At 67.2% G+C, this 13,022-nt stretch carries 12 protein-coding genes; 6 read left to right on the top strand and 6 right to left on the bottom strand.

Annotation, left to right across the window (positions count from 1 at the left end):
* Positions 1 to 23: 23 nt before the first annotated feature.
* The 6 genes from J2808_RS07305 to J2808_RS07280 all read left to right on the top strand — a co-directional run bounded on the left by J2808_RS07305 (position 24) and on the right by J2808_RS07280 (position 6,956).
* Positions 24 to 1,064: a Gfo/Idh/MocA family protein gene (locus tag J2808_RS07305; RefSeq protein WP_309813804.1), complete on the top strand. Its 1,041-nt coding sequence runs from the start codon at positions 24 to 26 to the stop codon at positions 1,062 to 1,064.
* Positions 1,065 to 1,111: 47 nt separating this feature from the next.
* Positions 1,112 to 1,867, top strand: coding sequence for a hypothetical protein (locus J2808_RS07300; RefSeq protein WP_309813801.1), 756 nt, complete (start codon positions 1,112 to 1,114; stop codon positions 1,865 to 1,867).
* Between the two features lie 185 nt (positions 1,868 to 2,052).
* Positions 2,053 to 3,534, top strand: coding sequence for an MFS transporter (locus J2808_RS07295; RefSeq protein WP_309813799.1), 1,482 nt, complete (start codon positions 2,053 to 2,055; stop codon positions 3,532 to 3,534).
* 16 nt (positions 3,535 to 3,550) lie between these two features.
* Positions 3,551 to 5,128, top strand: coding sequence for a GMC oxidoreductase (locus J2808_RS07290; RefSeq protein ID WP_309813797.1), 1,578 nt, complete (start codon positions 3,551 to 3,553; stop codon positions 5,126 to 5,128).
* A 9-nt stretch (positions 5,129 to 5,137) separates the two neighbouring features.
* Positions 5,138 to 6,100 (top strand): LysR family transcriptional regulator, encoded by a 963-nt coding sequence (locus J2808_RS07285; protein ID WP_309813795.1) that lies wholly within the window; start codon positions 5,138 to 5,140, stop codon positions 6,098 to 6,100.
* 73 nt (positions 6,101 to 6,173) lie between these two features.
* On the top strand, positions 6,174 to 6,956 hold the full coding sequence (locus J2808_RS07280; protein ID WP_309813794.1) for an SDR family NAD(P)-dependent oxidoreductase: 783 nt from the start codon (positions 6,174 to 6,176) through the stop codon (positions 6,954 to 6,956).
* Here J2808_RS07280 and J2808_RS07275 read toward each other — a convergent pair.
* The 6 genes from J2808_RS07275 to J2808_RS07250 form a co-directional block, all read right to left on the bottom strand.
* Positions 6,953 to 7,735 (bottom strand): SDR family NAD(P)-dependent oxidoreductase, encoded by a 783-nt coding sequence (locus J2808_RS07275; RefSeq protein ID WP_309813791.1) that lies wholly within the window; start codon positions 7,733 to 7,735, stop codon positions 6,953 to 6,955. The genes J2808_RS07280 and J2808_RS07275 overlap by 4 nt on opposite strands.
* A 1-nt stretch (position 7,736) precedes the next feature.
* Positions 7,737 to 8,735 carry a fumarylacetoacetate hydrolase family protein gene (locus tag J2808_RS07270; protein WP_309813788.1) on the bottom strand — a complete coding sequence of 333 codons (999 nt, stop codon included), beginning with the start codon at positions 8,733 to 8,735 and terminating at the stop codon, positions 7,737 to 7,739.
* Positions 8,736 to 8,743: 8 nt separating this feature from the next.
* A complete protein-coding gene (locus J2808_RS07265; protein WP_309813785.1) occupies positions 8,744 to 9,817 on the bottom strand; it encodes an amidohydrolase family protein in 1,074 nt (357 codons plus the stop codon).
* The gene (locus J2808_RS07260; protein WP_309813783.1) at positions 9,814 to 10,938 is read right to left on the bottom strand and encodes an FAD-dependent monooxygenase; all 1,125 of its coding nucleotides are present in this window, start codon (positions 10,936 to 10,938) and stop codon (positions 9,814 to 9,816) included. Before J2808_RS07260 ends, J2808_RS07265 begins: the two co-directional genes overlap by 4 nt.
* A 67-nt stretch (positions 10,939 to 11,005) precedes the next feature.
* Positions 11,006 to 12,061, bottom strand: a complete 1,056-nt coding sequence (locus J2808_RS07255) for a cyclase family protein (RefSeq protein WP_309813780.1) — start codon at positions 12,059 to 12,061, stop codon at positions 11,006 to 11,008.
* On the bottom strand, positions 12,058 to 13,020 hold the full coding sequence (locus tag J2808_RS07250; RefSeq protein ID WP_309813776.1) for a fumarylacetoacetate hydrolase family protein: 963 nt from the start codon (positions 13,018 to 13,020) through the stop codon (positions 12,058 to 12,060). The genes J2808_RS07255 and J2808_RS07250 overlap by 4 nt, the downstream gene beginning before the upstream one ends.
* Positions 13,021 to 13,022 lie beyond the last annotated feature (2 nt).

The following is a 13,022-nucleotide window of genomic DNA, read 5'->3' as shown; positions in this document are numbered from 1 at the left end:
AAGACATAAGAAGGAGGGCAATGATGCCTTGGAACGTAGGGGTTCTTGGAGCGGGGCCGGGGGTTGCGGCTCTTCACCTTCCGGTGCTGGGGCGGCTGGCGGAGCTGTTCAGGGTGGTGCACGTTGCCGATGCCGGAAGTGGGCGCGCCCGGGTTCTGGCCGGGCAGCTTGGTGCCCGTTGGTCGGAGGGGGAGGCGGGCCTGCTCGCGGACGCGATCGTGGATGTGGTGGCGGTTTGCAGTCCGCCAGGGGAGCATGGGCGCCAAATCCTCGCTGCGGTGGCCGCGGGCAAGCGGGCCGTCTTCTGCGAGAAACCGCTGGCCGCGAGCAAGGAAGAAGCTGAAGAGGTCATTGCTGCGTGCCGGGCCACGGGCACCGTCCTCCTGGTGGGCACAAACCATTTGTTTGACGCGGCATGGGGGCGTGCCAAGCATCACCTGGTTGCCCTCGAAGGTCGGGTGCAGGCAATCTCCGTGACGCTGGCCCTCCCCCCGAATGACAGGTACCACCGCCTGGTCGCCGAGGGCGGTCCTTTCCAGGCAGCGCGCCGGGGACGTCCGGACCTGGATGATCGTGCAGTGGAGGCTGAGGTCCTGCGGCAGCTGCTGACGGGCCTCGCAATTCATGATCTTCCCGCTGTCAGGGACATCGCGCCGGGCATTGACGAGGTGGTTTACGCGCGGGTCGCTCCGCCCATCGGCTACCTGGTGGGCTACCGGTCAGGCGGCGTCCTGGTCCAACTGGCGCTGACTATGCTTCCGGAAGGACCCGATGCCCTCTGGCGGATGAGCATTGCCACGGCCCACGACCGCATTGAGGTGAACTTCCCTCCCGCCTTTGTCCATGCCGGAAGCGCCGGCACCCGCGTACGAAGCGCGGATGGGCAATGGACGGAGTATGGACGGGATCCGGAAGACGGCTATGTGGCGGAATGGCGCCTGCTTGCGTCGCTCCTTGAGGGTGCGGCTCCGGTGGAGTACGACGAACTGCTGGCGGATTCGCACTATGCACTTGACCTCGCAGATGCTGCCGCAGCGAAAGTACTTGAAGGAGTGCTGCAATGAGCGCGGTGGGCCGTGGGTGCCGTGTCCTAACTGCTCTGCCTTCGTATGTGGCTGCTGTTGCCGAACTGCCTCTCAGTGCCGCGCTGACCGGGGAAGTCGACGGCGCTGTGGTGGTGGTGCCTGGATCCGGCAATTGGTGGCAAGGCATGCTCGCGGCCCGGGCCGGCGGGGCATCGGCGGTGGTGATCGCGGACCCGCGGGCACTCCCGCGGGAGGCGCTTGAATCCGAGCAGTGGCCAGGCGGTATCCCGGTCATCGTGGAGCGCCCCCGCCTCCGCCCCGATGTTGTTGCTGACGCGGTTCGGGCAAGGGGCGGCAGCCCGGCCCGGATTGTCACCGTTGAGTGCGCTTCGCCCGGCGCGGGCTTCGATGCAGTGATCCGCGATGGCTTTGGCTGGGCGCGATCCCTGGGACAAGGGGCGCTGACGCTTCGCTCCAGCGCTGCCACGGCGCGGGGCAGGATCGCACTGCTGGACTCAGCAGGGACTGCCGGCGCATCAATTCCCACCACCCTTGCGGCGACGACGACGGCGGCCGCGGGTCTGTGCGCGGCCGGCGGCCTGCTCCAGGTGCTCGCCCTCGGCGAAGTGAGGACGGAGGTGACTGTGGATCAGCCTGCCGGGTTGACGCGGCTGGAGACGACCACCGAAGAGGGCATATTGAGGGCACCGGAACGCTTTGAAGCGTCGGCCCGCCTTGCGTTGCGCCGTGCGCTCCAAGCCTGTTTGGCGGGTGCGCCTGTGGCGGACCTGGATGAGCTGCTTGAGGACGTCAGCCTCACGGCCGCCCTGCTCGGCACCTAATCGCGGTTCTGGCTTAAGGTTTATTCGGGCAATCTTTTGTTGTTTTCAGACTAAAGTGAGGTATGATGGGTAGTGGCGCCGGGGTTTCTTTCGGACCCGTTCTCCGCCGTGATGGTGCGGCGGAGGCACAACACGTCGCGTCGACGGCCCGATCGTTCGGGTAGATCACTATGCCTCTTTCACCTTTGAGACTCCGTCTCCTTGTTATTTCCCTGCTCTCGGTCTCCTTCCTCGGGGCCCTGGACCACACGGTGGTGTCCACTTCCCTGGCCACCATCGCCGGTGAGCTGGGCGCCCTGCAGCTAATGAGCTGGGTTGTTGTGGGCTACACCCTCGCCAGCACAGTGCTGCTGCCCGTGCTCGGCAAGATGGGCGATGTGCTGGGGGCCCGCCGGATCTTCCTCGGTTCATTGGTTGTGTTCCTGGCCGCCTCCCTGGCCTGCGGCTTCGCCCAGGACATGGCATGGCTCGTCGCCGCACGCGTCCTGCAGGGCATGAGTTCCGCAGGCCTGCAGCTGATGTCCCAGACCATCATTGCCAGGGTCACCACGCAACGGGAACGGCCCGGCTACATGGCCCTTATCGGTGCGGCTTTCCCCATCGCGATCCTGGTTGGCCCCGTACTGGGCGGCGCCATTACCGACTATTGGGGCTGGCAGTGGGTCTTCTGGATCAACATCCCGGTGGGCGCTGCAGCCCTGGGCCTCGCGTTGGTGGCTGTGCCGCACCTGGAGCCTGGCCCCATGCCACGCCATTTCGATGTTGCCGGGGCAGCTGTCTTCACCACGGCGCTGGTGGCACTCGTGCTTGCCGTGACCTGGGCTGCGGAACGGAGCGCCGGCCTTGCCACCGCTGCGGCGCTCACGGTCAGTATCGCGGGCTTTGTTGTCTTCTTTTGTGTCGAGCGGCGGGCTCCCGAGCCCATCGTGCCGCTCCGCCTCTTCGCCAACCGGACCATTGCCGCAGGTACCGCGCTGTCCGCGATCATCGGCGTCGGGCTCTTCTCCATCACTGCCTATTTGCCCACATACTTCCAAATGGCCTACCAAACCACCGCCACCGTATCCGGGCTGGTCCCCATCGCCACAGTGTTCGGCATGCTGATCAGCAACCTGCTCACCGGATGGCTGGCCAGCCGGACCGGACGGTACAGGATCTTCCCGATCCTGGGAACGTCGCTGGGAGCGGCCGGACTTCTGATGATGGCGGTACTGCCTGCCGGGCTTCCGCTGTGGGTTCCCATGATTGTTATGGGGTTTGTTGGCATGGGCACCGGAGCGTTTATGAGCCTGATTGTCGCCGTTGTGCAGGGCGCGGTGCCAGCCAGCCAGACCGGGACCATCACGGCAACCATCAATCTGGTGCGTCAGGTGGGGTCAACCGTAGCGACGGCGGTCATCGGCGGGGTGATCGGCTACGGCGTGGCAGCCCTCCTGCCCGCAGGCCTTGACGCTTCCACCCTGACCCCGCAGCTGGTCCACGCGGCGGACCCGGCCGTCCAGGCCAGCGTCGCGCAGGCCTACGCCTCCGTCTTCACTCCCATCTTCTTCGCCTTGGCCGTTACCTATGCCGTGGGAATTGTCGCGGCGGTCCTGCTTCCGCACGGCCGGCTCTCCGACGAACCCGTTCCCGCCCCACAAACAACTTCCGAATCCCTTTCGGCCTGATTTCAAAGGAGACATCATGTCCAACCCCACTATCGCCATCGTCGGCAGCGGGCCCATCGGCTCCGCCTACGCACGGGTACTCCTCGAGCAGGTGCCGAATGCCCGGGTGGTGATGTTCGAAGCCGGTCCGCAGCTGACGGAAGTGCCCGGTGAGAGCGTCCGGAACATTCCCGACGCCGGCGAAAAGGCCCGTGCGCGGGAGATGTCGCAGGGACCGCAGGCCGGCGCCTACCGCGAGTCGCTCGGCATCCCTGCCGGCACCGTCACCGAAGGCATGTTCACCGCGCGCCAGGGCACGCACCTGCTCGACTTCGGCGGGGCGGGGTCTGCCCACGCCACATCCTTTCCCGCAGCCGCTGCGGCCACCAACGTCGGCGGCCAGGGTGCGCACTGGACGTGCGCGACGCCGTCGCCCGCCTTCAGCGAGAAGATCCCGTTCATCGCAGATGACGAGTGGGATGCGCTCATCGAGGACGCAAAGCAGCTGTTGCACGTCCACAGCGCAGCGTTCGCCGACTCGAAAATCGGCGAGGCCGTCAGGTCGCTCCTCGATGAAGAGTTCGGCGCGGAACTGCCGGACGGCTACGGCGTGGGCACCCTTCCGGTTGCCGGCGACCCGCAGGCTGACGGGTCCGTGCGGTGGGCGGGGGCCGACGTCGTCCTCGGCCCGTTGATCGATACGGACAGCCCGCTCTCGAGGCAGTTCGAACTTCGTGCCCTCACCCTGGTGCGTCGCGTGGAACTTGACGGGCACCGGGTCACCGGCGTCACCGTCGAGGACCTCCGTACGGGGGAGACGTCTTTTGTGGCGGCGGACATCGTTGTGGTGGCGGCGGACGCGTTCCGTTCCCCGCAGCTGCTGTGGGCCTCCGGTGTGCGGCCGAAGGCGCTTGGCCACTACCTGACCGAGCATCCGGTGGTCATATCCACAGTGGCGCTGGATGCCGAAAAGATGGGACAGTACGCCACTGCGGAGGACCTCAAGGCCGAACTGGCCCGGCGCGCACAGAACCCGGCAGACCCCGTAGCTGCCGTGAACCGCATCCCGTTCTCCGAGCCGGAGCACCCCTTCTCCGTCCAGGTGATGTACACCGAGACCACGCCATTTCCGATGGAGCCGGGAACCCCATACGCCGAGAACAGCTGGGGCTACGTCAACATGGGCTACGGAATGCGCAAGCACCCGCGCTACGAGGATGCCGTCACCTTTGACGACAACGAGCCGGACTACCGGGGATTCCCGAACATGACCATCGAGTACGCGCTCACCGAGCGGGAAGAGTCGGAGATCGCCCGGGCCACGGAGCGGCTCCGCCGTGCAGGGAAGGCCCTCGGCGTCTTCGTTGCCGAACCCCGTCTGATGCCGAACGGCTCGAGCCTGCACTACCAGGGCACCTTGCGGATGGGCGAGACGGACAACGGAACCTCGGTGGCGGACCAGTGGTCGCGGGTGTGGGGCTACGAGAACCTGCTGGTGGGCGGCAATGCTTTGATTCCGACGGCCACGGCCATGAACCCTACGCTGATGAGCGTGGCCATCGCCGTCCGCGGCGCCCGGAAGATTGCTGAGGAGCTTGGTTCGACGCGCGGATAACCTGTGGGTATGAAGAACCTGGACCTTAACCTGCTGCCCCAGCTTCAGGTTCTGCTGGAACTGCGGAACGTCTCCCGGGCGGCCGAGCGGCTGCAGCTCAGTCAGCCGGCCACCAGCGCGGCCATGGCCAGGCTCAGGCGCCATTTCGACGACGAACTCCTGGTCCGCAACGGCCGCACGTATGACCTGACGCCCTTCGCGCAGTCCCTGGTCCCGCTGGTTGATGAAGCCATGCTTCACATCCAGCGGGCCACGCGTGTGCGGTCCGGTTTCGACGCGGCCACGAGCGAGCGGGAATTCATCATCGCAGCCTCGGACTACGCCGCGGCGCTGATTGTGGGGCCGCTGCGGGGGATCCTGCGCCAGGAGGCACCCGGTGTCTCAGTGGACTTCGTGCCCACCGCCAAGTCCGGGATCCAGGGCCAGATGGCCGACTATTCGAAAATCGACCTGCTCGTGGGGCCCACGGGATATCACATGCAGGGCGCCAGCAAGCAGCTCTTCCGGGACAGCTTCGTGGCGGTGGCCGACGCCGGAAACCCCCTGCTCAAGCAGCCGCAGCTCACCCTGGCCGACCTCAGCTCAGTGCCCCACGCCGTCGGCTATTTCGGCGAGGGCATCAGCACCCCGGCGGACAAGCTGTTCGAGTCGCGGGGCATCCAGCGCCGGGTGGCCGCCGTGGTGGCCGGGTTCCTGTCCCTGCCCCTACTGGTCGAGGGAACGGACCTTGTGGCGCTGGTTCCGGGGATGCTGGCCGCACGCGCCCAGCGGGGCGCCCACATTGTGGTGCTGGAATTCTCCGAAAGCGCCGCGGCGTCCCTGGTGGAGGCCATGTACTGGCACCCGTCGCAGGCGGAGGACCCGGCCAGCGTCTGGCTGCGCTCGGTGGTCCAGCGAGCCTGTGCCCGGCTGCACGAGCTCTTCCCCGTCAGTGCCCACTCGGTCACTATTCGTGCGGCAGATACCACCTAGAGTCAAAGCGCCGTTCCCCGCCCGGCCCATCCCTGCGAAAGTCGAAGAAACGCACTTCTCGAAGGGACCCTCCATGCCTGTCTCCAGCCACCGCCTCGCCGGCAAGACCGCTGTCATCACCGGAACGGGCAGCGGCCAGGGCAGGGCGGCCGCCCTCGCCTTCACGGAGGCAGGTGCCTTCGTGGTGGGCTGCGACATGGACGACGACGGCGCCGCGGACACTGTCGCGGCGGTCACCGCAGCCGGCGGCCGGATGAGCAGCAGCCGGGTCGATCTGACTGACGAGGCCGCCGTGGCCGTCTGGGCCCATCACGTGGCAGCGGACCATGGCCAGGTGCACATCCTGTACGCCAACGCGGCTGTCACTCGTTTCGCCCCGGTGGAGCAGCTGAGCTTTGCGGACTGGAAATGGAATGTGGAGCACGAGATGGATGTGGTGTTCCTGCCGGTCAAGTACTTTTGGCCCCAACTGGTCCAGGCGCAGAACGCCGCCATCGTGCTGGTGGGATCGACGGCGGGAGTCACCGGATCCATGACCAACGGCCGGCTGGCCCACACAGCCACGAAGGGCGCCGTGGTAGCCATGACCAAGCAGCTCGCGGCCGAAGGGGCTCCTCACGGACTGCGGGTAAATACTGTCAGCCCCGGAATGATCCGCACCGCAGCCACCGAGGGCAACCTCCTGGCCCCCGACCACCCCATGCGCACCATCGCCGGCAGCATCCCGCTCGGCCGGATCGGCGCGCCGGAGGAGGTGGCCAAGTGCGCGCTGTTCCTAGCCTCCGATGAGGCGTCCTACGTGACGGGCGCCAACCTGATGGTCGACGGCGGCTGGTCGGCGGTGCTGCCTGGCTAGCGCATCGCGTCGGAGACCGGCTTGGCTCCGCCGTGGCCGGATTGGCCGCCGTCCACCGGGATCTCTGCACCCGTCACGAAGGACGAGAGCGGGCTGAGAAGGAACAGCACCACACTGGCCACCTCCTCCACACTGCCGGTCCGGCCCAGCGGAGTCTCGGCCAGCGTGGCCTTCCGAAACTCGGGCCTGGCGCTCGCCGTCATAGGGGTCTCGATGAAGCCCGGGTGGACAGTGTTCACGCGGATCCCGCGCGGGCCAAGTTCCATGGCGGCCACCTGGGACAGCCCCCGCAGGGCCCACTTGCTGGCGGTGTACGCCACCGGATAGTGCGCCGTCAGGCCCGCGACGGAGCCCACGTTCACGATCGCGGAGCCGATGGCCATCAGCGGCGCGAGTGCCTGGATTCCCAGCAGGGATCCGGCAACGTTGACCTCATAAACGCGCTGTAGGTCGGCCACGGAGGCATCGAGCAAACGGCTGCGCTGGGTGATGCCTGCGTTGTTGACCAGCCCGTCAACCTGCCAGCCGTGGGATTGGATCCAAGCAGCAAGGGCGGCCCAGCCGGAGGCGTCGGAGACGTCCAGCTGCCGGTACACCAGCGCACCGTTCGAAACTGAAGGCGAAGGCATGGCGGCCAGCTCAGCCGGCAGGTCCGGTGCCAGATCGGTGGCGATGACCCGTGCCCCGGCCTCCACCAGCAGCCGCGTCTCGGCTGCGCCCTGGCCCTGGCCCGCGCCGGTGACCACCGCCGTCCGGCCGTCGAGCTGAAGGGAGACCACCCTACGTCCCGGCCGTAACCACGGGGGCAACCCGGTTACGCGGACGGGAACGGGCCGGCACACGGGTCACGGCCTCACGCCGTTCACCCACCGAATTCTCGATGGTCCCAATGCCCTCAACGGTCATCCGGATAACATCGCCGGTCTTCAGCGGCGGGGGAGTCTTCGAGCCGTTCCGCCCCCAAAGCTCGGCGAGGCAGCCGCTTCCGCACGTGCCGGAACCCAACACATCCCCGGGCCGCACCACGGAATCCTGCGAGGCGTAGGCCACCAGTTCGGCGAACGGCCACCCCATGTTGGACAGCAGGTCCTGGCCGATGGCTTCCCCGTTCACTTCGACGGACATGGAAATCGGCAGGAACCCCTCGGCGTCGTGCAGAGCCTCGAACTCATCCGCGGTGACAATCCAGGGCCCCAGCGTGTTGGCGAAGTCCTTGCCTTTGCACGGGCCCAGGCTGACCTTCATCTCGCGGCGCTGCAGGTCGCGAGCGGACCAGTCGTTGAGCACTGTGTAGCCGAAGATGTGCCGGTGCGCCTCGTCCGCGGTCAGGTTCCGGCCGTCGCTTCCGGGAACGCGTCCGACGACGGCGGCGACTTCAGTCTCGAAGTCCAGGTCCTCGCACCCTGCGGGAATCCCAATCACCTCGCCGGTGCCGGTTACCGTATGGGGATTGGTGAAGTAGAACGTGGGTGCCTCGTACCACTCGGGCACCACACCGGCCACGCCGTCGATGCTTTTCCGCACGCCCTCGACGTGTTCTTCGAACGCCACAAAGTCCCGGATGGTGGCGGGAACCAGCGGGGCGAGCAGATGTACGTCCGCCAGCGGAACTGGCGTGGCGGAACCGGTAACCTTCCGGGCAAGGTCCAGCGTTTCGTCCAGTCCGGCGTCGAGCAGCGACTGGACGCCCTGGCCTGCGGGCAGCGCGTAGCAGTTTCCGTTGTCGACGAAGCCGGACTGCGTCCCGCCGTCGTGATTCCAGCGTGCGATCTTGACCATGATGTTCCTTAAGCTGTGCGGTGGGCGGTGAGGACTGAAGCGGGCGTGATGCCAAGGGCAGCCGCGTTGCCAGCCAGCACCCTGTCTGCGCTTTCCGCCGCTAGAGCCGCGGCACGGACCTCGCCCACGGGATCCTCGGAGCCCATGTCGAACGGATAGTCCGAGCCGAGCAGCACCTGCTCCGGCCCGGCGGCGGCCACCAGGGCCCGCAGTTCAGCCGGGCTGTGGACGAGCGAGTCGAAATACAGCTTCTTCAAGTACGAGGACGGCGGCTGGGCGCAGCCGTGTGCCTCCGGCCGGACCCGCCAGGCGCGGTCGGAGCGGCCGAGGGTGGTGGGAAGGTAGCCGCCGCCGTGTGCGGCAAGAACCTTCAGGGCCGGGTGCCGGTCGAGGACCCCGCCGAAGATCAGGTGTGACAGCGCCACCGCGTTTTCCGCGGGCTGGGAGACGGTGTTGGCGAGGTAAAAGCGGTCCAGCCGCTCATCCAGTGAACAGCCGAAGGGGTGCAGGAACACCAGCACCCCGAGTTCCTCGGCCCGGTGCCAGAACGGTTCCAGCCTGGCGTCAGACAGCTCGACGGTGCTGCGCTCCGGGTCGCCCGGAGTGGCGGCGAACGAGCCGATCTCGACGCCGAGCAGTCCGCATTCCAGCACCGCGTGTTCCAGGGCTTCCACCATGAGGGCGGGGTGCTGCAGCGGGACCAGTCCCAGGCCGTTGAGCCGCTCGGGTGCGAGGTCCACGAAATCACGTACTGCCTGGTTGGCGGCCCTGGCCAGCTGCAGCGCCAGTTCCTCTCCGGCGAAGTAGTAGAAGTGCGACGGCGACGGCGAGACCAGCTGCACGTCCACACCCTGGGCATCCATGTCCGCGAGCCGGCGGTCCAGGTCGGTCAGCTGCGGCCACCGCTCCTTGATCATCTTGCCCGACGCGGCCATCGACTCAGGCCCGTTCCGCCGGACTTCCAGGGCCTGCTGGGCACCGAAGCCCTTGGGGTCGGCTTCGGCCACCAGTTGCTGCAGGGCAGGGAGGAGGATGTGGGCGTGGACGTCCACGGTGGGTCTTTCTGCAGGTCGGCTGCTCATGCGGGTTCCCGGACCAAGCTGGAGACTGAATGCATCAGGCCAGGCACGTTGGCGTCGCGGACGCCGTCGAGCATCCACTGGCCCAGCTGGACGGAGGCGTCGACCACTGCTTTTGCCCGGTCCAGGCGACGGTCGGTGAATTCCTTCCACAGGGTCTCGGTGACGTCGTCGGCGCTGATCAGAAGTTCGGCCAGCACGGCCGCATCTTCCATTGCCATGGCGGCGCCTTGGGCAATGGTTGGCGGGCAGCTGTGGGCGGCGTCGCCGATGATGACGGAGCGGCCGCGGTTCCACGGTCCGTCCACCAGGTGGGTGGTGAACCATGTGTAGTTGATGCGGGCGCTCTGGTCCAGGCTGGCGCGGATCTGCTTCCAGGGGCCGCCGTAGGCTGCGGCGAGCTCGGCCATGATGCGCGGGCCGTCCTCGTGCTTGCGCTCCTGGGCCTTCTCCACCAGATAGGCGTAGATGGTGTTCGGGCCGGTGGGGCAGTAGCCGGCGATGAAGCAGGGGCCGCCGTAAGTGAGGTCGGTGCGGACCACCTCTTCTGGCCGCTCCACGAAGGCACGCCAGATGCCCATGCCCGTGGACTGGGGTTCGGCGTCGATGCCGATCGCCTTGCGGACGGCTGAGTGCAGGCCGTCGGCGCCGATCAGCAGGTCGTAGGTGGCGGTGCCGCCGTCGGCGGTGCTCACGGTGACGGACCCGCCGTCGTCCGTTATTCCGGTGACCGCCTTGCCGTAGCTGATCAGGGCGCCTGCCTGCGCTGCACGCTCGCGGAGGATGGCGGTGAGGTCTGGGCGGTACATTCCAAGGGTGGCGGGCAGGTCATCACCGCCCGTCCGCATGTCATCCAGCACGGCGATGACCGTGCCGTCGGGGTTCGGGGCGCGCAGGCCGAGGGTGCTGAACGCGTAGCCCTTCGCCTCGATCTGATCCCAGACGCCGAGCTGGCGAAGGACCCGCAGGGCGTTCCCCTGCAGCGTGATTCCGGAGCCAAGGGTCTGCGGTGCGTCTGCCTTCTCCAGGATTTCCACCTGGATTCCGGCGTCGGCCAAGAGGATGGCTGCGGTCAGTCCCGCGGCTCCCGCCCCGACGATTCCGACGTTCTGTACTGCTGCCATCGTTGACTCCTTTGTGTTGACGGCGTTACTGCTGGTGGTTGTTCTACGAAAAGCTACCGGACGGCGATTACCGCACAGCTATCGGGTTCACGGGCGATCCGACGGCCCCGGTGATGGGAAGCGGAGCTGCGGTGAGCAGGAAGTCGTACCTGCTGTCCGCCGCGCACGCTTCCGCCAGGCCGTCCGGGTCCCACATCTCACCGATGAACAGCCCAAGGTTGGGGATGGCGATCTGGTGGAGCGGTTGGAAAGCGCCGTCGAACTCGTTGGGCCGGACCTCGAAACCCCACGTGTCGGTGGCGATCCCGGCGATCTCCGAGGCGTGCAGCCAGGGTGCGGAGCTGAAGGACAGCCCGGGGGCTGAGCCGCCGGCATAGTCGCCCCAGCCGTCGCGGCGGACCCGGGTGTACTGTCCGGTGCGGATCACCACGATGTCGCCGCGGCCCACTTTTGAGCTCGGACCCTGCAGGTCGATGGTCCGCCGGAGGTGTTCCGGGGTGATGGCGAAACCGTCCGGCAGCTCGCCGTCGGTCCTGCCCAGCTCGGGACCGAGGGCGCGGCCGACGTCCAGCAGGACGCCGCGGGTGACGATCTTGGCCGCAGCGGTTTCGATGCCGGTCACAAGGTCGCCCTCGGAGGTGACCACGTCACCGGCGGCGCGTCCGTTCCAGGCTTTGCCCTGGTCGAAGATGTGGCCCAGGCCGTCCCACTGCGTGGAGCACTGCAGTGGCATGGCAATCACGTCGTCTGCGCCGCCGAAGCCGTGCGGGAAGCCCTGGTTGCCGCGTTCGGCGTCCACGCCTGTATCGGTCATGGTGTGGACGGGGTTGGTGCGCCGGCGCCAGCCCTTCTGCGGGCCGTTGGTGTCAAAGGGCTGGGACAGCGAGAAAGCCTCGCCCGTCTTCACCAGGGCTGCTGCCTCGATGCGCTTGTTGGCGTCGATGAAGTTCAGGGTCCCGAGGACGTCATCCTGGCCCCAGCGGCCCCAGTTGTTGTGCTCTGCCGCCATGGCCCGGATGCTGCCCAGCGGGTCCTCACGCCGGATCACCGGCGAATCAGTGGCTGATTCCCCGGTGCCGGTGTTCGTGCCGGTAGTGATGGATGCTGTGTCCTGGGTGGTCACCGTTGGCTGCTTTCAGTCTGGACTTCGTCCTTGCAGTGAATGAGTTGCGTGCCGAGTCCAGTGATGGTGCCTTCCATCACGTCGCCGTCCTGGAGCAGCCTGCCCCAGTGCTGGCCGTTGCCGGCCGGGCTCCCGGTGAGGACCAGGTCGCCCGGACGCAGCGGCATGATCTGGGAGGCTTCGCTGACCAGCTTGGCCACGCCGAAGATCATGTCCTGCGTGGATTCGTCCTGCATCGCCTTGCCGTTGAGCTTCAGCGTCACCTGGACGTCCTGCGGATCGCCGAAGAACTTGGCGGGAACCAGCAGCGGCCCGGTGGGCAGGAAGCCGGGGGCGTTTTTGGCCCGATACCAGTCCGAGCCGATGGCGGGCATGTCCTTGCGGAAAACGTACTCACGCGTGGTGATGTCGTTGACCATGGTGTAGCCAAAAACGTACTCCAGGGCCTCCTCGGGGGTGACCCGGAACGCCTGCCTGCCGATCACCGCGGCCAGCTCCAGCTCCCAGTCGTGGGACGCGGAGTACGCAGGCAGGGTGAGGTCGTCCGTGGCGGAGGCGATCGCCGTGGGGAGCCCGATGAAGAAGTACGGCGTGCCCTGGCCCGCGCGCTTGTCCATCATGGCGGCTGTTTTGGTGCGCACTTCGTCTTCGTCCTGGCCCGGTTCGCGGTGCGCGGCGGCAAGGTCGATCACGTGCTTGCGGTAGTTGGCGCCGGTCTGCAGGACCTGGACCGGCTCCACCGGGGCAAGGACCTCGACGTCGGCCAGAGCCAGGCCGGTGTCCCCGCCCGCCGAGGCGGCCAGCGCGTCCAGCTGGCCCTCGATGGTGTCCCAGTGCTCGATCAGGGAGTTGATGTCCCCGTCCAGAGGCAGGACCCGGCCGCCGGCCAGCAGGCCCGCGCGGACCTTGCTGTCACCGGTTTCCTGGAATCGGATCAGGACATATGTCGCTTCGGGCATAC

This window comes from Pseudarthrobacter sulfonivorans, from assembly GCF_031454915.1.
Classification (GTDB): domain Bacteria; phylum Actinomycetota; class Actinomycetes; order Actinomycetales; family Micrococcaceae; genus Arthrobacter; species Arthrobacter sulfonivorans_C.
The sequence above is the reverse complement of the archived record's forward strand: the minus strand, read 5'-3'. Positions and strand labels throughout refer to the sequence as shown.